Below are 20746 nucleotides of genomic sequence, written 5' to 3' on the forward strand. Positions count from 1 at the left end.
ATCCAACATTAATATTGGAGCTTTTCTAATATGGACTTAACCACTCAGAGTCGCGATTTATACAGACGTGACATTTTTCCGTTCCGATTTGAAAAGTATTAAACGTTTGCCCGCAGCTTTCACATTGCTTCTTCTGGAACATTTCTTCCCTTTCATTTTTCCTTTTCAGATCTTCTCTTATTTGAATCGCATTTTCAGGGCAAATATCTGTACATGAAGTACAATTTACACATTTTCCGTTATCAATTTGCAGAGTGGTTTCATTTATCGTAAAAACATCCTCTGGGCAAAGCGAGAAACACGCCTGACATAGCGTACAATCATTTGTGTTTAATTCAACTGAGAAAAATTGATAACCAGGAAAATACTTTGAAAGTTTCCAGCCATCTGGCTCCATTTGCCAGGAGGCAGGTGTGAGACTTTTTGCTAGTTGTTTCCCCTCTGTTTGAAAGTTTCCAAACAGTGCTCTTCTCGATAATTTCTCACTACAAGATTTCATGGTTATGTGTATTTCCGTTTCACCAAGCATGGTCAGCCGCTCATTCGCTTCTGCAACAACTGATTCCCATTCTTGATTTATCAGCGTTTGCCCCGCTTCAATCAATTTCATCCCTCTTTTTTTATAAATAAGCAATTCTTTTAGGGAAGGTGTGTAGGTATGGTCAAATAATAAACTCCCTTTTTCAAAAACTCTGTTTGCTGCTAAACCCTCAATTCCCGAAAGCGGGCAGGCTATCATGCAAGCACCGCACATTGTACATTTATTCGTATCGATTACTAGTAAATGCTCTTTAAAAACAATTGCTTCATGCTTACACTGCTCCAAACAATAGCTACATGTTGATTTACGGTTTCTTGCTCTTGTACATTTTGATGTAATTATTGTTTCTACATGCAAGCTTTCAAGCCATTTTGTGAGTACTGACATGTCATCACCAACTCAAGTCTTGATCGTTACTATTATATTTTCGCGTCTTTATGTGGTGTAATTACGAGATTTGGATTGGTAATATTAGCTTTCGGCATACCTTTTATCTGACTGATATCACCATATTTTTTTCTTAATTCATCAATCGGTCCGTATTCAATTGCACCCATCGGGCAGGTAGCGACACAGACAGGGTCTTCTCCCTTTTCCTGTAGATCCATACAGAAGTTACATTTATTTGTTTTAAATGTCTCTTTATTATACTGAGGCCCACCATATGGGCATGCTGCCACACATAATTGTGTTCCTGCACAAATATCTTGATCGATCGTAACAATACCGTCTTCTTTTCGCTTGATTATTGCTCCTGTAGGACAGTTCGGCAGGCATTTAGGGTGTTTACAATGATTACAAGCGATTGAAAAATAAAACGACTTCACATTTTGAACCATTCCATTTGTTGGCTGTTGAATAAAGGATCCCTCTTCGTACGTATAAACCCTACGAAAATTAACACCAACCTCTGTATTATTTTTATCCTTACACGCCACACTACATGCCTTGCAGCCAAGGCAAAGGCTTTGATTTATGTAAAAACCAATTTGAGCCAAGACACTCACTCCTTATGCTTTTTTTACTTCAACAAGGTTTGTTAACTGCGGATTCGCTTTTGCGAGTGCTGTCGGTCTTTGTGATGTAAGTACATTCGCCGATCCTCTTTGGTCGATTCCATTTTTGTCAGGTGAGTACCATGCCCCTTGAGGGATGCCAGCCACTCCTGGAGTGATACGAGGCGTTACTTTTACATCAATAAATAAACTGCCGCGGTCATTAAAGACTTGAGCTCTGTCGCCATCCTTTATTCCGCGCTTCGCGGCATCCTTAGGATTCAGCCACATTTCTTGCTTTGCCGCTTCCTCCAGCCACGGCATGTTATCATAGGTCGAATGGCATCTGCGCTTATAATGCCAGTTAATTAATTGTAGTGGATACTTCTCAATTAATGGATCTTCCGGCCCTTCCCACGACGAAATGTATTTCGCAATGGCCGGAATCTCTTCGTGCTGATTCATATCCCAAAGAGCTTTTGAGAAAAGTTCAATTTTCCCCGAAGGTGTTTCAAAGGGGTTATTCTCCAAATCATCTATTTGTGCTTTAAATCCTACCAATGGTTCATCAAATTTAAAATGATGGACACCCTTCTTGCGGAACTCTTCAAAGCTAGGAAAGGTTGGGTCAAGTTCTTTTTGTGTTCTTTCTACACTTTCCTTAACCAGGTCGAGGATGGTTCTTCCCTCTGTAAATTGTTCCTTTACCCCTAATTTATCAGCAATCTCTGCAAATACATCATATTCATTTCGACATTCATAAAGAGGATCAATAGTTTTATCACCAAAAACAACATAATCACCAAAACACCAAGGAACACCTATATCATAACGCTCGAAGAACGTTGTGCCAGGAAGTAAAATATCTGCAAATTTAGCGCTTGGGGTCATAAATAAATCACTGACTACAATAAATTCGACTTTACTTTCATCCTCTAGCAGTTTAGTGGTTTTATTAATATCAGCATGCTGATTTACGAGCATGTTTCCTGCCATATTAAAGATTAGCTTTATATTCGTCGGTAACTTCTCTGTTCCTTGTAATCCATCAGCGGCTGTCATTTCTGTTCCTTGTTCTACCGCTTTGGTCCAAAGGAAGCAGGGTATAGAAGCTTTTACTGGGTTATCATAAGATATTGGGTAAACAATGTTAGACCTGTTCCAGTATCCTGTTCCTGCTGCCCATCCACCAAGTTTTCCAACATTTCCTGTTAGGCAGGCAAGCTGTGCACCTCCACGCATGAACTGCTCACCAAATGCCTGTCTCTGGGCTCCCCAACCTTGTATAAGTGCTGCAGGTTTTGTCCCTGCATACTCTCTGGCGATCTCACGAATCTTATCCGCTGGTACACAGCAAATCTTTTCTGCCCATTCAGGTGTTTTTGCTACTCCGTCTTTTTCACCTAATAAGTAACTTTTTAGAGATTCGTCCTTTGGAATACCATCAGGCATCTGGTCGCCATCAAATCCAATACAATACTTGCTAAGGAATTCTTGATCATGTAAATTTTCAGTGATAATGACATAGCCCATCGCATCCATCATTGCATTATCTGTTGATGGCAGAATTGGAATCCACTCATCAGCAAAGGCAATTGCAGTATCGGTATACCTTGGGTCAATAACAACAATTTTTGCTCCATTTTTCTTTGCTTGCTTTAAATATTCACGATACGGGGTCGAGAATATCATTTCTGCTGGATTTTGTCCCCAAAGAATAATGTATTTCGAGTGTAAAAGGGAATCGAAGCTACTTCCAGAATTGTTAGTTCCATATGTATAAGGGGTTGCAACATTTCCAGCACCTGAACTGTAATCGTTTCGAAAATTCAAGAAACCACCCGTTATGGATAATAACTTCCTTACAGATGCACTACCGCCATGAAGCCCCCAGGATTGTCCAGAAGCATAATTGTCGTATCTTGATTCAGGTCCATAGGTATCACCAATTCGTTTCACTTCAGAGGCGATTGTGTCGATTGCCTCTTCCCAAGTAATTTTTTCGAATTTTCCCTCTCCCCGTTTACCTACCCGTTTCATAGGATATTTAAGGCGATCAGGATGATAAAGCAAATTCCGATAGTTTCTTCCACGCACACATGCCCTAAGTGGCGGGGTAGATAAATCCCCGCTTTCCTGTGAATCAGTTGCTACACGAACAACTACTCCATCCTTTACATATGCCTTTATCACACAGCGTCCTCCACAGTTATTTATACTGCAGGTAGAAACAATTTCATCAAATTCACTTGCATTAGCTACCTTTTTATTTTCTTGATTATCAATTAATAATTTTGTGCCTACACCACCAGCAATTACGGGAACACCAATTGCTCCTGTCCATTTCAAGAAAGTTCTACGCTGCATTTTATTCGTCAATACGTCCTTTAGTGGGCTTCCATCTGACATTAGTTAATGCCTCCCTTAACATCATTCAATAACTGCAAAGAAAAACGTATAAATTTTTTGTGAATATATTCACATACAAGTGAAGAATAAATCACAGAATATTTTATTTCGTTATCTTAATACCTTAATTTTACTGTAAAGTTATTAAATTTATATTAAAAATGAGATCGTTCACATTAAATTCATAATAGTCATCCATAAATTGATAACAATTTATGGTCGAAAAGTGTCGATTGTTTCTAGTTCCTAGCGAAAATTGTATATAATAGAAAGGACGAAAATTTGTAAAGGATGATTATATTGAATATTACTGGACATACAGTTGAAAAGCTCGAAGATCCATTCGGATTACTAAGTGGTGACCGTTATGAATTTTTTCTTGAGATTGAGGTAGAGGAAGAGGATGAGCTTTATTCTGATAAAGGAGTAGAAGTAAGAGTTATTTTTGTTGTTGATGAAAAGGGACCAAGAATTTCTCACTATCATTTGTTTGAGTCAGGTACAGAGAAAGTTCTTGATTTTGAATTAGAGGACGAGGAAGAACTGTTAGTATTTAATTATTGCAAGGAAAATTTATAAATAAAGCTGTGTTAAACTTGGAGGTTGATTTGCGCTCCAGGCACTTCGCTTTCCGCGGGCGTGCCGTGGAGCCTCCTCGGCGCTTAAGCGCCTGTGGGGGCTCCACAGCCCCGTATTCCCGCAGGAGTCTTCGTGCCTTTCGCTCCAATCAACCTGTTTATTGCTACACCAATATCATTTAACCCAACCTAAAAAAAACAGGGAGTTTATTCTCCCTGCTTACCATTACATTACATAAAGTTTTTGCTGTGGTTGTGAATGACCTGTAGTTCTTTTGTACCTTGGCTCATTTCACTTTTACATACTGGACAAAGGGGAATCTCACTACTCTTAAAGTTATCACGGATCCAGACATTACACGAATCTGAAGTACATTCCCAAACTTTTGTTTCTTCTAATTTGATTTCTTCATCATTTCTTCTACCAAATGCCAAAACACTTCACCCCTTGTACTATTTTGCATGACTGTATCTTTGCACTTGCGCTTAGATGATAATAGCTAATGAAAAATATCCATATATATATATAAAAGGTGATGCCTTAATGGTGCATCACCTTTTTATTCCAAAGATTAAATAGCAGTTACGTTAGCAGCTTGTGGTCCGCGAGCGCCTTCAACGATTTCGAAAGATACTGCTTGACCTTCTTCTAAAGTTTTGAAACCTTCTGATTGAATAGCTGAGAAGTGTACGAATACATCTTGACCGCCTTCAGCTTCAATAAATCCAAAACCTTTTTCTGCATTAAACCATTTTACTTTACCGTTGTTCATGGATAGTACCTCCAATAATTTGTTTCACTTTAAGTTACCTTGGTCATTAAAACAAAAAAGTCATAATGCACATTTGGGGTAATAGACATCACCCACATTCCGTGCAGTTACGACTACCTAATCCAAAAAATATATACCGAACTTAAAAGCGTACCTTTATATTAACCTATTTTTCTCAAAAAGTCAATGTTAATTCATATATGAGACCAGTAACCTAGCAAATTTGCACCTTACACTTTGGAAAAATCCGCTTGTATAAATATTTCCATAAAATGATCTTTAAATTTCTGAATATCTATTTCCATACCAATGTAATCCAGTGTTTCCTCAGGTTCTTCATCAGGTTTTGGGCGAAAATCAGCTATACTTTTTCCTTTGGACTTGCCGAATTCTTCGACGCGGACTCTCCGTCGGATATATTTTACTAAACCAGGCTCCGTTAATGCCATTAATGGGATAACATCATGAAGTGGAGCTCCCTTAATACCAGGTATATTTTTTTGATAGGCTTTATAATAATAATCAAACGCTGGTTTAAGTAACGGTTTAAAAGGAGTATGGCTATTTTCACTTAGTAGGTCAATCATTTCTGGTGTTATAATTGCCTTATTTGTAACATTCAATGGATACAAAAATATATTATGTCCTTTTTCCATAACCATGTTTGAAGCGATAGGGTCAGAATAAAAATTCGCTTCCGCTTCTGCTGAAATATTCCCTGGAACCAAAAAGGCACCGCCCATAACATATAATGCTGAAACGTCTTTCAATGCGTTATCCCCATACAAAATAAACATAAGAGAAAGTTCAGTCAATCTTCCTATATTTACGATAACTAGGTTTCCTTGATATTCTGTAATAATTTCTAGGATTTTGTTTATATCATAAATATTTACACTTTTTAATGTATCTGAAGGCATTATTGGACCAAGACCTTCCTTGCCGTGTATCTCTGGATAATAATCGACTGGTTCACCAGATAATGGACCTGCTGCACCTGCAATAATCGGGATATCTTTTTGCCCGCTAAGATTAATCAAGTACGACGTTACCTTTACAGATTGCTCTTTAGGTGTATTTCCATAACCGCTAACAATTCCAACTAGATTAATTTGTGGATTAAGTAAGGCGTACATAATAGCAAAGGAATCATCGACACCAGGATCCGCAAACAAGAGTACATTAACAGCCATTGCCTCTCCCCCGTTTCCATATATCCTATGAAAAGGCACAGATATTAAGTACATTTGTTCACTAAGGAAATAGAACCAATTATATTGTCTAATTTCGTTACACACAAAAACCGATTCACTATTTGAATCGGCTATATGCTATCCGCTTAGAATCATGCTTCTTTTTTCACTTTTGGTGTTGCTCTTTTCCTTGGAGCAGCAGCTTTCTTTGGCTTTGCCTTATCCGTTGGCTTTGTCCGATCAATAGAAGCCTGTAAGGCTGCCATTAAATCGGTAACATTTGATGCTACCTCTTTTGTTGCTGCCGTTACTGTTTCTTTTCCTGTTCGTTTTGAATCTATTAGTTCTAATAATGCGGTACGGTATTCATCTGTATACTTTTCAGGTTCAAATTCTGTTGTCAGTTGATCAATCAGCAGAATGGCTGTATCCAATTCACGTTTCGTTACTTTATCCTCTGCTGGTACATTCGGCACATCACCTGCACGTCGAACCTCGTCCGGATAATGTATGGTTTCCATAATTAATGTATTTTCATAAACCCGAATAACCGCGAGCTGTTCTTTGGAACGGATAATTATTTTTGCTAATCCTACTTTTTGTGATTCCTGCAAGGCCTTGCGCAGAAGGGAATAAGCTTTTCCCCCACCTTCATTTGGAGACATATAATAAGTGCGATCATAGTAAATTGGATCAATTTCTTCCATTTTGACAAAATCAATGATTTCTACAGCCTTATCTTCATTTTCCTTACGAAGTTTTTCAAGGTCATCATGCTCAAGTACAACAAATTTCCCTTTTGTATATTCGTACGCTTTGACAATCTCTTCGGGTTTTACCTCTTCTTCACACACAGAGCAAATTTTTTCATATTTAATCGGTGCATGACATTTATTATGAAGGGTTCGGAGTTTGATATCCTTATCTTCTGTAGCAGTGTGCAACTTAATTGGAATATTTACTAGTCCAAAGCTGATGCTGCCTTTCCACATGGTATGCATAGATAAATCTCCTATCTTTTTGTCATTATCTTGCGTTAATTACGGTTCATCCATTCGTAAAAACAAATGGTAAAGAATGAATCTAAACGAAATGTAACAAAATAATAAAAAAGAAAGGAAACATGCTATGAAACCGATGCTGCCAAGTCTAACATTTGATTTATCCTTACACCCAGATTGGCTGTACGAGGTTAAATATGATGGTTTTCGAGCAATTTTAGAATGGAGTTCAAACGGAATTGAAATAATTAGCAGAAATGGAAAACCACTATTACCCCAGTTTCCTGAGATCAAGGAATTTTTGGTGAACCATGAAGATCAATTCAAGTCATTCTTGCCAATTAAGCTCGACGGTGAACTTGTTTCTCTAGAGAATCCCTATAAATCCAATTTTTCAGCCGTTCAAGTCAGGGGACGTTTGAAGTCTGCTAAAAAAATCACCGAATCTATTACTAAATCCCCTTGCCATTTAATGGTGTTCGATATCCTCATGCTCGCAGGTAAAAATCTGAGCTCTATTCCTTTTGATAAGCGGAAGAAGGAATTAACAACTTTTTTTCAAAAAGTTGGGCTTTCAACCACCGCTGATCCTTATAGTGACCAACTACTTCAGTTCGTTCAGCCATATAAGGATTTTCATTACTTATGGGAAAAGGTTGTTTTACATGACGGTGAAGGAATAATTGCCAAGCATAGGAACAGTATATGGGAGGAAGGAAAACGGACATTACAATGGTTGAAGTATAAGAATTTTAAATTTGTAAGCTGCTATATTACTTCATATGATAAAACGAATGGTTACTTTTATGTGGGTGTATATAAAGATAATCAGATTCATGGTATTGGACAAGTTCTATTTGGCTTTAAGCCGGATGAAAAGGCTGCTCTTCAACAGACCATCAAACAAAATATGCTTTCTGAAGATAACCAATTTATTTATGTACATCCTGCTATTTGCCTTGAAGTGAAGTATTTAGAACTCTATGAAAATCAGTTACGAGAACCCCATTTTGACCGCTTTCGCTTTGATTTGGAGCCAAAAGCCTGTACATATGAGGAATTCTTATTTAAACAAAAAAACCTACCTGCTGATTTGGAGATAACACACCCTGACAAACCACTTTGGAAGGATCACGATATCCAGAAGGCGGATTATATTCTTTACTTGAGAGAAATAGCACCGTATATGCTGCCTTTCTTAGAAAGCCGGTTATTAACAGTGATTCGGTACCCGCATGGGATGTTTGGTGACCCTTTTTATCAAAAAAATTGTCCTGAATATGCTCCCGAATTTGTTAAGACACACCTTGAAGATGGAATTGATTATATTGTTTGTAACAACCTTAAAACACTGATCTGGCTGGGAAATCAATTAGCAATAGAATTTCATATTCCATTCCAAACAATTAATAGTAAGGGGCCAAGCGAAATTGTCTTTGATTTAGATCCACCTTCCAAGGAAGATTTCCATTTAGCCATTAAAGCTGCCATCATGATAAAAGAAGTCCTTGATCAATTAAACTTAATTGGTTTTATCAAAACCTCAGGGAATAAAGGCTTACAAATCTATCTGCCTTTACCAGAGGATGTTTTCTCATATGATGATACGCGTCTATTCACCAGCTTTATTGCCGATTACTTAATCTCAAAAGATCCTGATTCTTTTACAATTGAACGGATGAAGAAAAAACGCGGAGGAAGACTTTACGTCGATTATGTACAGCATGGTGAAGGTAAAACCATCGTTGCACCTTATTCTATGCGTGGAAATGAACATGCTGGGGTGGCAACACCGCTTTTCTGGGAGGAAGTTCACATGAAGCTCGATCCTAAAACCTTTAATATGGGAAACGCATTAAAGCGTCTTCAGAAGCAAGGAGATCCATTTAAGAATTACATTCAAACTAAATCTATCCAGCCTTTTTCCCCTGTACTGGAAATATTGAAAAACGGGAAAAAAACAAAAGGATAAGGGATTCCTTATCCTTTTTGAAGGAAAGACTGTACTTCTGTTTGAAGCTTTTGATAGGCCATCTGTTCCGAAAAATCACCTTTATTAGTTACAGCAAACGAATTTTTTTCTAAGTCTACTTCAACGGTTGCTTGATATAGATACGTTGCATTCCCAATCAAATCGATAGAATAATCTCCTTCCGACCGATGAACAACACACTGAACCTTTCCGCCATTGTTATAAACATTAATCGGCTGATCGATTTCATTTAAATTCTGCAGGCATGTGATAAGGGATGAGGCTGACATCGCTGTTCCGCAAGCATTTGTAAAACCAACACCCCGTTCAAAGGTGTTTACATAAATGTTACCTGGATTTATAGATTTGACAAAGCTAACATTGACCCCATCAGGAAACAGTTCATTGGGTTCATTTACCCGCTCACTAATCTGTCTTTGAAGCTCTGATTGCAATTGGTCTGTATCAACAATGGCGATTAAATGCGGATTAGGCACCGCAAGAGCTGAAAATGATAACTCTGATGATAATTCTGGTATCTTTTCATTAACCAATGTTGGTTGATTTAGTTTAAGCGGAAGGTCTGTTAATTTAAATGAAACTGGAGAAATCTCTACCTGATAGGTGGGCACATTAGGGTATAAATCTGCTTGTTTACTTACCCGCAAATTTGCTTTCATCGTTTCAATTACACCTTCCTGCCTCTGAAGCTTTTCACAAATATATCGAGCCACAAGCCGCAGTCCATTTCCACACATGGAGGCCTCAGAACCATCTGCATTAAAAACCCGCATTTTTCCATCGGCATGATTACTATTCATAATAAATAAAATTCCATCGGCCCCAAGGTCTGAATGACGATTACATAATAAACGAGCAAGCACTGCTCGATCATTTTCAGAAAATGTATAGGGGTTAGCTTTTTCATCGATTAGTAGAAAATCATTTCCTGAGCCATGACCTTTAATTAAATCAATTTGCACGATTAAAACCTCCAAAAACGAAATTGAGAAATTTACATCCTATTCTATCAAACAATTGATTCAATTGGTACTTTTCTTATCTTTCACTAAAATATTCATTAATTAAAAAAGACATCCTCAACAGTTTGTCCTTATTATTTAGATTTTCAGCGAAAGAAAGTACAGGAGTATTTGGTTCTGGGAAGAGATCTCTCCACTCAACTGGCATCCAGCCACGGCGTAAACTTCCTTCCTGCTGGCTAAACTTGTTCAAGACTTGTTCATCCATAAAGTATGACGAACCTTCTACAACGCCGATAAATTCACCAGTTTCACTTAACAACGACTTCTTACTTTTCAGCAAAGCACACTTTTCTTTTTCAAAACAACCCAAATATTCATTATTTTGATTATAGACTTCAATCCTAGTCGATTTTTTCCCGATCATCTTATAAAAGGCAATAGCTTGGTTATCTCTCGAATATAGGGTATAAATCGTAGGTTTTCTAAGAGGACTCACTCCTTCTTCCCGGCATTTCCTTATCTCCCCTGCTAGATGACCCGTGGGAAAATAAAGGTATACCTTGGAGGAAAGTGTGTTCATAAAAACGACTAGCAAATGGCGGGAATCAAATAGGGATTGATAGTAGCTTTCTGCTGCCGGCATATGTCTACCAATCGAAATCGATTGCCTCTTCCTAAAAAGATAGAATTGATAACTAATAATACTGTAAATGAAAAATGGTAAAGTTAAAATCATGATTTGCTTGCTTTGAAGGAATGAAAGATTACCCATGACAATGATAATCGGGGGAACTAACGCCATGATACTTGCATTTAAGTGGACATTAGCAGTATCTCTATAGAACTCATGTATTTTCATCTGGAAAACTCCTTAATAATTCCTCTTACAATAGTCTATTAAACGCAAGAGTAAAAAATGATAGAAGTTTTTCATCAAAATCCAAGCCCATGCTACTAAAAAAAATGAAAGAGACCAATTACTAGCCTCTTTCAATCATAACTTTGAATTATGTTGTCGCAAGCTCTTTTTTCTTAAAAATTATCACACTTAGCCAAAGCAGGGTCATTATGATTGCAGCAGCAAGTAAGCTTGCTGGGAGAGTATGTTCAGGCAATTCCCCTGTCACAAGCCCTACGCTTGCATAGCTAGTTAGCTGTGCAGGACTCCATTCCAACAAATGGGATAAAGTACCGCTTACAATACTTAGAATAAGAACAAGTGCCAAGGAACTAAACCCTGCCATACCAGGAGTAATTAGTGAGCTGCTAAAAAATACGGTAATCGTGAGAATGACAGTGAGCCAGAGTCCATATAGCAGATAAGATAGAAAAAACTCCCCAATTGGAACCCACTCAAATAGTTGTCCAGTATAATACCAGGTTGCAAAATATCCAATAAAAAACGACAGCCATACTAAAAGAAGACTTCCAGCCCATTTGGCGGTAACATAAGATAGATAGGATACTGGTTTAACAAGAATCATTGCCGCTACTCCACTTTTTCTTTCACCGGCAATTAGTCCCATCGTACTTAGGACAATGATTAACACGCCAATGGTTGAGTATTGACCAAGGCCAGCAGCTAACACTTCTTGCGCCGATGGGATTGGGATTTCAATTTTTGTTCCATCAGGCAGCCCGCCAAGTGAATCTAGTATTTGCGGCAAATAGTAACTTGTTAATGGTTCTGTAACGCCCAATAAAATAAAGGTGATAGGAACCCAAATCCATTTATAATTTCTCCACATCTCGAGGATTTCCTTTTGAACTAACGTCAGCCACTGGCTCATTTGCCCACCACCTTCATAAACACATCTTCAAGCTTCATACTGCTAATTTCGAATTTTTCAAGCGGCCAATTTTTTTCAATCACTTCTTTTAAAAACTCCTTCCTGGCACGTTCAACATCCTTTACAAAGATGCTAATTTTATTCCCTTCCTGCTGGACGGACAACGTTAAAGTGTGAGTAGAAAAAGCCTTTATGTATTCAGCTGGATTCCCCCGAAAAAATAAATCGATTTTTTCTTGTTGATACCGTTCACGCAATTCTCCCATCGTTCCTGATTCAACAATTTCCCCATTATGCAGGAATAAGATTTCATCACAAACTTCCTCAGCATCATTCAGGATATGTGTCGAAAAAAGAATCGTTGTTTCTTTTTTCAATCCTTCGAGAAGTTCCAAGACCTCTCTTCTGCCAATTGGATCCAAAGCGGAAACAGGTTCATCGAGCATCACAAGCTGGGGACGATGGATTAATGCTTGAGCAATACCTAGCCGCTGCTTCATACCACCTGAATATTTACCTATCCTTCTAGCCTTTGCTTCTGCAATCCCTACAAGCTGCAGGAGCTCTACCGACCTTGAGCTTGCTTCTTTTTTCGATAAACCAGCCAGTCTCCCAACATATACTAAAAATTCAAATCCTGACATCCAATCATAAAAGACAGGAAACTGGGGAAGATATCCAATTAAATGTCGAATATCCCCGCTTTTTTTTACACCTGCAAATGTAATGGATCCATCGGTTGGTTTCATTAACCCTGAAAGCATCCGTAGCGTTGTCGTTTTGCCTGCTCCATTTGGGCCCAAAAGAGCTGTACATTTTCCCTTCTCTAATTCAAAATCAAGCCCCTTAATCACTTCTGTCTCTTTAAAACTCTTTTTTAATCCACTTATTTTAATAAGTGTCATTAGTTATTTCTCCTTCCAATTACGAAGTATAGAATCGGACCGATAATATTTACGAATAAAATAATAAACACCCAAAGTATTTTTGGACCATTCGTCCTCTCGGTGCGCGTTAAATCTACAAGCGCCACAATTAATAAAATAAGTTGGATGATAAGAAGAGGCGCGACAAGTCCCCAAGGTATACTTGCTAGAAAATCCATAATATCCCCCCTAGTTTTTTTACAATTATATGACGTTTATCCAGTAAAAACGTTCAAAGCCCAGCAAAAATTTTTGCTGGGCTTTGAATAATATTAATTATTTAATTACCCTAAAGATTAATGGAAATCTATATTCATTTCCTTCATAGGCTTTAACCGCTGCAATAATTGTAAATACAAACAGCATAATTCCCAATGCCCATAACAAAAATATACCAATTAACAGCAGTACTAATATCCCACTAACGATTCCATAAACGGTGTAGGAAATAAAGAAGTTAAAATATTCTTTTCCATGATAATCGATAAATGCTGACTCATCCTTTTTAATTAACCAAATAACCAGAGGTCCAATAATTGGTGCAAAAAAACTAATTACATAAAGAACAGCAGCCAATGTTCTTTCTTCATTTTTTACCATTTTCTATTCCCCCACGGAATTTATTTGTTTTTTGTTCCTTCCTTAATATTTACGCAATATCTAAAAAAAGGTTTCATCCTTACATAAAAAATTCCTTTCGAAGAACCCCTCCTAGGTAAAATGGATAAAATATTATTATTAAGTGAAGAAAGGTATTATTATGACAAAAATACTTCTAAAGAATGCTATCGTCTATCCGATTACCGCAAAACCCATTAAAAAGGGAGATGTCTTGATTGAAGATGGAAAGATAAAAAAGGTTGGTTACAATCTCTCAATGGCAGCAGGGGTTAAGATTATCGATTGCACCAATCATTATCTTTTGCCAGGATTTATCGATGTCCATACACATTTAGGTCTTTATGATGAAGGAACCGGTTGGGCTGGGAATGACGCCAATGAAACAACAGAGGCATTAACCCCTCATATCCGAGCAATTGATGGTGTCTACCCATTGGATCCAGCATTTAATGATGCAGTTAAATGTGGCATTACAACTGCACATGTGATGCCCGGAAGTGCAAATGTGATTGGTGGGACCACTTCAGTTATTAAGACCATCGGCAAAAACGTAAAAAAAATGATTATTCAGGAAATTGCCGGTTTAAAAATAGCTTTGGGAGAAAACCCTAAAAGAATTCACAGTAATGGAAATAACGATTCCATTACAAGAATGGGAATAATGGGGATGCTTCGCGAAACCTTCTACCAAGCGATTCATACCGATAATCCCGAGAATTTAAGAATGGCACCGCTTGTAATGGCTCTGAAACGAGAAATTCCCGTACGAATCCACGCTCATCGTGCCGATGATATCATAACTGCCTTACGCTTTGCCGAGGAATTTAACCTTGATTTAAGAATTGAGCATTGTACGGAAGGCCATTTAATTGCTAATGAGTTAGCTGGTATAAATTTAATGGTTTCTGTTGGTCCAACATTAACAAGAAGGTCAAAAATCGAGTTGAAAAATAAAACTTGGAATACCTACCAGGCACTTACCTCACATGGTGTCGAAGTATCGATTACAACGGACCATCCCTATACACCAATCCAGTATTTAAACGTATGTGCAGGTATAGCTGTTCGCGAAGGACTTTCGGAACAAAAAGCGCTTGAGGGAATCACTATTCTTCCAGCGAAAAACCTAAAATTGGAGGATAGACTCGGCAGTATTGAAGAAGGAAAAGAGGCAGATTTAGTTCTGTGGAATCACCATCCCTTTCATTATTTAGCAAAGCCGAAGTGGACGATGATTGGCGGGGAAATAGTCTATTTAAAAGCGTAGGAAAATGTAGAAATTTGGCAGAAAATTTTCAACAAAATTCTATAAAAAAACTATTTATTTTTTTGTTATTTTCTTGTATGATACTCTAAGTGAAACCGAATAAGGCCTTAAAATCTGGAGGTTTACAACTAAATTATTTAACACAAAAAATGAAATAGGGAAGGCAAATGGTGCGCCACCAGTTTTACTGGTTCTAGTGGGTTCGATTCCCACCCCGGAATTTTTTAGTAACTTTATATAAAAAATTTCGAGGGTGGGCCGCTTCTTTAAACATGGAATCGGAGTGCCCTATGGAGGGAAAATCATGCTTAAAAAACGTGATCTTCATGACAGCCACATTTTATACGAACTAATGCAGCATCCAGATGTCTTCCCTTTCGTTCGTCAAAAATGCACTTCATATGAAGAATTCTTATTTATGACAAAACAAACATTGGAATCAGAAGAGCGCGGTGAATTAATTTCACGGACGATTCTTGACGAGTGGGGTGTTCCCATCGGGACGATTAATTTGTTTGATATTGAAGATAATGCTGGGTTTCTAGGAACCTGGCTTGGAAAACCGTATCATGGAAAGGGCTATAATTCCCCTGCAAAGGATGCCTTTTTTCAAGAGCTGTTTTACACAATGGAAATTGAAACGATCTTTATGCGTATCCGTAAAGTTAATATCCGCTCACTAAAAGCGGCTGAAAAACTTCCATACGCAGTTAAAGCAAACGAAACAAGAAAAACCATTTATGAGCAATTAAATGCAAATGGTGACATTTATGACTTATATGAAATTCCAAAAGACCTATACACCTTACACATAATGCGAAATGGTTCCCAGCAGAACGAAGCCTCGCATTTATTGGAAGCATAAAAAAAGCAATCGGAGATGTGTCCGATTGCTTTTTCATAATATGTTAATCAGTTACATCCTGTTCCATTGCTGTATTAATTTCACTAATCCCCATTTGGAGCAAAAATTCACTTAGTTCCTCATTCGTTAACGTTTCAAAACGCCCATCATGAAAAATCACTTGAGTTTGATTAGGATTAATGCGATTCATATTAAAACCCATATTCCTTGCTCCTTTCATAGATATTTTTACTATTATCCACAAAAGAAACAATTTTCATTCAATGAAATCAAATTGTTCAAAAAATTATAAAAGGTGTTATCACCTTCTATTTGATTATTTTTTCAATACCTTTATAATCCTTATCAATCCCATGATCGGATGCTTTTTGAGAGTACATCCATACCACCGGTTACGGGGATGATACTTCCTGTAATAAAGTCAGAATGGTCATCAACTAGAAATGAAATAACTCTTGCGATATCTTCTCCTGTTCCTTGCCTGCCTACCGGTGCCCCTCCAATTTGATCATTGTTTGCTTCATCAATATTTTTTTCTTTCCACTCATTAATGATATCTCCTGGACATACCATATTTGCAGTGATCCCGTTTTCTGCTTCCTCAATCGCTATGGTTCGAGTAAGTGATGCAAGCCCCGTTTTTGCCGCAGCAAATGCGGAGCGATTAGTCCAGCCAGGGGCAGTTTCAACCCTGTCATAGCCCAAGGTAATTATTCTTCCCCAATTTTGTTTCCGCATGATAGGAATAACCTGCTTAGATAAATAAAAAACTGCATTTAAATTCCCATTAATTAAGTAATCCCATTCTTCAAATGTATAATCTGTCATTTTCTTTCTTTCATTAATGTATGGACCTGCGTTGTGCACGACAACATCAATGGTGGAATATTCTTCAAGTACCTGCTCAATGATCCGTTGGCAATCCTCTTTCTTTGATACATCCCCCTGCAGGGAAATATTTTTCGTTCCGTATAATTTTTCGATCTGATTAGTTAAAAAAATGGCTTCATTATCACTGCTTCGATAGTTGATTGCAAGCTGATAACCCTTTTCCGCAAGCTGTAAAGCCGTTCTTTTGCCAATACCAGTTGCTCCCCCTGTTATTAAAGCCGTCTTTTTTTTCACAAACCATTACCTCTCAATTTTTTAATCTATCCCTATACTATATGTTAAAAAAATTCATTTATATTTGCAAATATTAGACAATAGAAAATTACTGCTAACGTATAGGCTTCTGCTGGCATATTATGAGTTATAAATGAAATGAACCGAAAAAAATATTACCCGAAAGGCTGGTTGACAACTATGTTCCCATGGAATTTTTCCCCTCTTAATAAAGAGTTGAGGGATAGGCTGCAAAATATGAAGCCCGAGGAGATCGAAAATTTTATTTCAGGTATTATGGGGAAGGTTCTTCCGTCACACCTGGGTGGAATGAAATCAAATGAAATCTTTAATAATTTCCGCAGCCCAGCAGCCGAGCAACAATCCGCGGAAAATGGATTAAACATCATAACCTTCGAAACACACGAGGCCATTTTTGTGAGGATTCCGATAACAGACGAAAAATGGTTAACACAACTGCGTATTTACCATACGGCAAATCAATTGATTGTTGAACATATTCCCAATAAGGAAGATAAACAAACAATACTTCTTCCTGCAATGGTTAAGAAGAAAGGAGCATCGGCAAAATGTAAGGATGGAATCCTTGAAGTAAAATTATTAAAATCTCTTGATATGCAGTATTCACAAATCGACGTAACAGAACTGATGTAAGCATGAGAGGCAAAAAGACAGCCAGCAGACTGTCTTTTGTTTATTTATAGGCATCTTACTCATCCATGTCCATATGTTCCATTGAATCCTTTGATTCCTCTGGCTCACTTGGTGTACCAATAATAAATTCTTCCTTAGGCATATTGTGCATGTCTCTTGCTGTTACGTGTGAAATAATATAATATGTACCTTCTTGTTGGAACGTTTTTTCCAGACGATAAACCCCATCCTCTGCATGTTCAATTTCTATTTCCTCATGTTTTTCATCATTGGCCCGCCAAATCTCAAATTTCACCTCTTTGGCATCCTCAACATTCTCTTCCCCTTGGGTTACCTTTGCTTCAAGTGTAACTGGTTCATTCACTTGACCGCTTTCAGGTGTTACTGTTAATACTACCTCAATCATTTCAGGCAGCTCATGTTCAAGTTTTTCTTCACTGCAACCGCTTAAACTAACTAAAAGCAGTAGTACCAGGCTAAAAAACAATAACTTTTTCATATTCCTTCACTCCTTATTTAATTCATCCATTACTTGTGTATGTACATGAATCAATCGTATCTTGGCTTCTGAGGTAATAACCGATTGAACCACTCTGTTAACCGCTGCATAAAACTTTTCATATCTATTTTTCCTAATTCTTGGATGTGAGTATTCATCTAATAGTTCTCTTTTAATTGTTTCCTTTAGTACCGCTTCATTATCTCTGCCAGCTGTTTCAAGTTGTCGATTATTCCAAATCCTTCGGTATTCGGCCAGTAATTCTGCATAATCGACTTGCTCTTCTTGCATAGGTGCCCCTCCTTGTCCTCAATTATCATGTTACATACTTTTCAACATTACTGCAAAAGATAGATTTTAACAATACCAAGAAAGGAGAAATCTATGTCAACGCCATACAAATGTCCTAATTGCAAAACAAATCGTAGTCGTTTTAATATCATCCAGCAAGTTTCTCAGTCGGTTAAGCTTGATCCGCATTCAGGAGATGTTGTACACGAATATGGAGAAAATGAATTAGAGGTGTTTCATATGCCGTACAATGGACCAAATTACCGTGTTCAATGTGGAGTATGCGGTTTAATAGAAGAGGAGCGAACCTTTATTAAGTTTGGCGAGCAGCCTTAATACTACAATAAAACAACACCATTATGATTAAAATACTAATCATAATGGTGTTGTTTTATTTTAATTTGTTATCCTGCAAAAACGATTGAGAATCAACCTTCCATGCATCCATCGTTGAAAAGCGAACGACATGGATGACTCCTTTATATGTTTGATGACCACTATTTTTGATAGACCAATCGATTTCAATTGGAATATCTATACTTATTTCCTCTTTCAAATCTTCAGCAGGCAATAGGGGCATTCTTGTTATTCTAACATTGTCAATTCGGGCAAAAATCGGTGCCCATTTAACCTTTTGCAGAGAACTTAGGGATGTAATTTGATTATCCTGCTGCTTCAATCCTGCTACAAAAGCAGTGATGACCTCATAGGGATTTGCTTTCACTAAGTACTCTTCCAATTTACCTGAAGCCTTATATATCATTAACATATGTGATAAGTCCATTGTATTTGTACTGTGAGTTGTGCTGCCGTGGAAATGTATGCAAAAATGGCCAGGAAAATTATTTTTCAGGGCACCTGCTCCATGCGGCATTCCATGCATGGATGCGGCAATTATTCGATCTTTATTAATAATAAGAACCGCTCTGCGCTTCCAGCTCCATTTTCCGCCGTAAATCTTTTTCATTATCTTCGTATCCTTAGCTGTCAGTGGCTGAACATCAGCGTGATGACTGCCAGCCCGCCTTTGCACGTTAAATTGCATTCCTGTTTCTATATCTAACACTGTGAATTTTGAATACTTTGGAAAAAGCTGATTAACTGCTTTCCATTCCAGCATTTCTATTTTGTAACTAATATCCAGTCCAGCATGAACCAAATTTCCATTTAGGAGGATTAGAAATAGTATAAAAAAAATCGTTTTCCTCTTCATTCAACCCACCTCCATATGAAAATGAACTACATATTAAGAGTTACCTGAAGTGGAAATTATCATTCACCTTTTTTTATATTTACATTCGTTTTTCTAGGTGAATTAGTTTTGTTTCAATTTCTGTCCAATTAATTCCTTCACCGATAAACACGAGATTTAACGGTAAATTCATCTCTTCTTTTATATATAGCGGCATGCCATAGGAAAATTGGAAAAGGTACGGCTTCTCGGTATTATTAAATTTCACATACCCTTTGATCCGATAAATAGCATCTGGTAACCCCTTTAAAAACTCCTCAAACTCGGTATGACTGATCGCATTCTGGAATTGGTAGACAAAGGTTGTTAAATTAAGCGCTTTATGACCCGATTCATTTTCGGTTCTTTGTGTAAATGAAACCGTTAGTCTTCTCAACTGTTCCATCGATACCTGTGAAAAGTTTGTTAGCAGACAGCGTGCCACAGGATTTATAGCTTGAATTTCATAGTTGATCTTTGCCTGCTGTGATTCAGCAAGCTCATTCATTTTATTTATCAAAATAAAATCCGAATGACGCACCTGCTCTACTAGCAATTGCTGTAGTTGAGGACTCAGTGACTTCCTTTCCATCCATCGTAAGCCGTCAACTGTTGTTACTATACCTTTAATGTTAAATTGATCTGCAAATAAGGGCGAGAGAATCGCATCCAAAATTTCCACTGGATGTGCAGCACCTGTTGCCTCGATATATATAACTTCAGGTTTTTCGGTAAGTAATAGTCCTTGAAGCTGGGCCTCCAGCTTGTCCTGAATGGAACAGCAAATGCAGCCGCCTAGGAGTTCCTTCAAAGCCACATCTTCATCTTCGACTGCGTTGGAATCAATCGAAACCTTCCCAAGCTCATTCATCATCACAGCAACTTTTCTACCTATTTTCCGTTCATCTTCAAGTAGTCTTTTTAAAAGTGTTGTTTTTCCGCTTCCTAAAAAACCTGATAAGATATAAACCTCTGTTTTGTTCATTTTCGTTTCCCTTCTTTTCCTAACATTCCCCTTATTATAGCTGA

Annotated in this window: 25 protein-coding genes; 6 read left to right on the forward strand and 19 right to left on the reverse strand. The window is 37.6% G+C overall.

Annotation, left to right across the window (positions count from 1 at the left end):
• Positions 1-25: 25 nt before the first annotated feature.
• Genes NSS81_RS02230 through NSS81_RS02240 form a run of 3 tightly spaced genes read right to left on the reverse strand, consistent with a single transcriptional unit; the run spans position 26 to position 3945 of the window.
• Entirely contained in the window at positions 26-928 is a 903-nt protein-coding gene (locus NSS81_RS02230; RefSeq protein ID WP_342431931.1) for a 4Fe-4S binding protein, read from the reverse strand.
• A gap of 32 nt (positions 929-960) precedes the next feature.
• Entirely contained in the window at positions 961-1539 is a 579-nt protein-coding gene (locus tag NSS81_RS02235) for a DMSO/selenate family reductase complex B subunit (RefSeq protein ID WP_342431932.1), read from the reverse strand.
• A 12-nt stretch (positions 1540-1551) separates the two neighbouring features.
• Positions 1552-3945 carry a DMSO/selenate family reductase complex A subunit gene (locus tag NSS81_RS02240; protein ID WP_342431933.1) on the reverse strand — a complete coding sequence of 798 codons (2394 nt, stop codon included), beginning with the start codon at positions 3943-3945 and terminating at the stop codon, positions 1552-1554.
• 291 nt (positions 3946-4236) lie between these two features.
• Here NSS81_RS02240 and NSS81_RS02245 point away from each other — a divergent pair, with 291 nt between their 5' ends.
• The gene (locus NSS81_RS02245) at positions 4237-4524 is read left to right on the forward strand and encodes a DUF6509 family protein (RefSeq protein ID WP_342431934.1); all 288 of its coding nucleotides are present in this window, start codon (positions 4237-4239) and stop codon (positions 4522-4524) included.
• A gap of 230 nt (positions 4525-4754) precedes the next feature.
• Here the strand turns inward: NSS81_RS02245 and NSS81_RS02250 are convergent, their stop codons facing one another.
• The 4 genes from NSS81_RS02250 to NSS81_RS02265 all read right to left on the reverse strand — a co-directional run bounded on the left by NSS81_RS02250 (position 4755) and on the right by NSS81_RS02265 (position 7490).
• On the reverse strand, positions 4755-4958 hold the full coding sequence (locus NSS81_RS02250; RefSeq protein WP_342431935.1) for a cold-shock protein: 204 nt from the start codon (positions 4956-4958) through the stop codon (positions 4755-4757).
• Between the two features lie 137 nt (positions 4959-5095).
• Positions 5096-5296 (reverse strand): cold-shock protein, encoded by a 201-nt coding sequence (locus NSS81_RS02255; RefSeq protein ID WP_342431936.1) that lies wholly within the window; start codon positions 5294-5296, stop codon positions 5096-5098.
• A gap of 230 nt (positions 5297-5526) precedes the next feature.
• Positions 5527-6489 carry a nucleoside hydrolase gene (locus NSS81_RS02260; RefSeq protein WP_342431937.1) on the reverse strand — a complete coding sequence of 321 codons (963 nt, stop codon included), beginning with the start codon at positions 6487-6489 and terminating at the stop codon, positions 5527-5529.
• Between the two features lie 152 nt (positions 6490-6641).
• Positions 6642-7490: a Ku protein gene (locus tag NSS81_RS02265; RefSeq protein WP_342431938.1), complete on the reverse strand. Its 849-nt coding sequence runs from the start codon at positions 7488-7490 to the stop codon at positions 6642-6644.
• 127 nt (positions 7491-7617) lie between these two features.
• Here NSS81_RS02265 and NSS81_RS02270 point away from each other — a divergent pair, with 127 nt between their 5' ends.
• Positions 7618-9462, forward strand: coding sequence for a DNA ligase D (locus NSS81_RS02270; RefSeq protein ID WP_342431939.1), 1845 nt, complete (start codon positions 7618-7620; stop codon positions 9460-9462).
• 8 nt (positions 9463-9470) lie between these two features.
• On the opposite strand, the gene dapF is transcribed toward NSS81_RS02270, so the two are convergent.
• The 6 genes from dapF to NSS81_RS02300 form a co-directional block, all read right to left on the reverse strand.
• Complete coding sequence (gene dapF / locus NSS81_RS02275) at positions 9471-10445, reverse strand: diaminopimelate epimerase (protein WP_342431940.1); 975 nt, start codon at positions 10443-10445, stop codon at positions 9471-9473.
• A gap of 76 nt (positions 10446-10521) precedes the next feature.
• Entirely contained in the window at positions 10522-11307 is a 786-nt protein-coding gene (locus tag NSS81_RS02280) for a hypothetical protein (RefSeq protein ID WP_342431941.1), read from the reverse strand.
• A 148-nt stretch (positions 11308-11455) separates the two neighbouring features.
• Positions 11456-12238 (reverse strand): ABC transporter permease subunit, encoded by a 783-nt coding sequence (locus tag NSS81_RS02285; protein ID WP_342431942.1) that lies wholly within the window; start codon positions 12236-12238, stop codon positions 11456-11458.
• Positions 12235-13143 carry an ABC transporter ATP-binding protein gene (locus NSS81_RS02290; protein WP_342431943.1) on the reverse strand — a complete coding sequence of 303 codons (909 nt, stop codon included), beginning with the start codon at positions 13141-13143 and terminating at the stop codon, positions 12235-12237. The genes NSS81_RS02285 and NSS81_RS02290 overlap by 4 nt, the downstream gene beginning before the upstream one ends.
• Complete coding sequence (locus NSS81_RS02295) at positions 13143-13343, reverse strand: PLD nuclease N-terminal domain-containing protein (RefSeq protein ID WP_342431944.1); 201 nt, start codon at positions 13341-13343, stop codon at positions 13143-13145. Before NSS81_RS02295 ends, NSS81_RS02290 begins: the two co-directional genes overlap by 1 nt.
• Positions 13344-13440: 97 nt before the next feature.
• Positions 13441-13764 carry a DUF4870 domain-containing protein gene (locus NSS81_RS02300; RefSeq protein ID WP_342431945.1) on the reverse strand — a complete coding sequence of 108 codons (324 nt, stop codon included), beginning with the start codon at positions 13762-13764 and terminating at the stop codon, positions 13441-13443.
• Positions 13765-13924: 160 nt separating this feature from the next.
• On the opposite strand from NSS81_RS02300, the gene NSS81_RS02305 reads away from it, so the two are divergent.
• Together NSS81_RS02305 and NSS81_RS02310 are read left to right on the forward strand one after the other, a co-directional pair.
• The gene (locus NSS81_RS02305; RefSeq protein WP_342431946.1) at positions 13925-15052 is read left to right on the forward strand and encodes an amidohydrolase; all 1128 of its coding nucleotides are present in this window, start codon (positions 13925-13927) and stop codon (positions 15050-15052) included.
• Positions 15053-15356: 304 nt separating this feature from the next.
• Positions 15357-15917, forward strand: a complete 561-nt coding sequence (locus NSS81_RS02310) for a GNAT family N-acetyltransferase (protein WP_342431947.1) — start codon at positions 15357-15359, stop codon at positions 15915-15917.
• Positions 15918-15960: 43 nt separating this feature from the next.
• On the opposite strand, the gene NSS81_RS02315 is transcribed toward NSS81_RS02310, so the two are convergent.
• On the reverse strand, positions 15961-16119 hold the full coding sequence (locus NSS81_RS02315) for a hypothetical protein (RefSeq protein WP_342431948.1): 159 nt from the start codon (positions 16117-16119) through the stop codon (positions 15961-15963).
• Between the two features lie 143 nt (positions 16120-16262).
• Positions 16263-17042 carry an SDR family oxidoreductase gene (locus NSS81_RS02320; protein WP_342431949.1) on the reverse strand — a complete coding sequence of 260 codons (780 nt, stop codon included), beginning with the start codon at positions 17040-17042 and terminating at the stop codon, positions 16263-16265.
• A 309-nt stretch (positions 17043-17351) separates the two neighbouring features.
• On the opposite strand from NSS81_RS02320, the gene NSS81_RS02325 reads away from it, so the two are divergent.
• Positions 17352-17696, forward strand: coding sequence for an Hsp20/alpha crystallin family protein (locus NSS81_RS02325; RefSeq protein WP_342431950.1), 345 nt, complete (start codon positions 17352-17354; stop codon positions 17694-17696).
• 55 nt (positions 17697-17751) lie between these two features.
• Here the strand turns inward: NSS81_RS02325 and NSS81_RS02330 are convergent, their stop codons facing one another.
• Together NSS81_RS02330 and NSS81_RS02335 are read right to left on the reverse strand one after the other, a co-directional pair.
• Positions 17752-18195, reverse strand: coding sequence for a FixH family protein (locus NSS81_RS02330; RefSeq protein WP_342431951.1), 444 nt, complete (start codon positions 18193-18195; stop codon positions 17752-17754).
• 6 nt (positions 18196-18201) lie between these two features.
• Positions 18202-18486, reverse strand: coding sequence for a hypothetical protein (locus tag NSS81_RS02335; RefSeq protein WP_342431952.1), 285 nt, complete (start codon positions 18484-18486; stop codon positions 18202-18204).
• Positions 18487-18579: 93 nt separating this feature from the next.
• Between NSS81_RS02335 and NSS81_RS02340 the strand changes: the two genes are divergently transcribed.
• Entirely contained in the window at positions 18580-18822 is a 243-nt protein-coding gene (locus tag NSS81_RS02340) for a DNA alkylation repair protein (RefSeq protein ID WP_342431953.1), read from the forward strand.
• Between the two features lie 55 nt (positions 18823-18877).
• Here NSS81_RS02340 and NSS81_RS02345 read toward each other — a convergent pair whose 3' ends face one another.
• Together NSS81_RS02345 and NSS81_RS02350 are read right to left on the reverse strand one after the other, a co-directional pair.
• Positions 18878-19699, reverse strand: coding sequence for a hypothetical protein (locus NSS81_RS02345; RefSeq protein WP_342431954.1), 822 nt, complete (start codon positions 19697-19699; stop codon positions 18878-18880).
• 79 nt (positions 19700-19778) lie between these two features.
• Positions 19779-20702 (reverse strand): GTP-binding protein, encoded by a 924-nt coding sequence (locus tag NSS81_RS02350; RefSeq protein ID WP_342431955.1) that lies wholly within the window; start codon positions 20700-20702, stop codon positions 19779-19781.
• Between the last annotated feature and the right edge of the window lie 44 nt (positions 20703-20746).

Source organism: Neobacillus sp. FSL H8-0543 (assembly GCF_038592905.1).
In the GTDB taxonomy this organism is placed as follows: Bacteria; Bacillota; Bacilli; order Bacillales; family Cytobacillaceae; genus Neobacillus.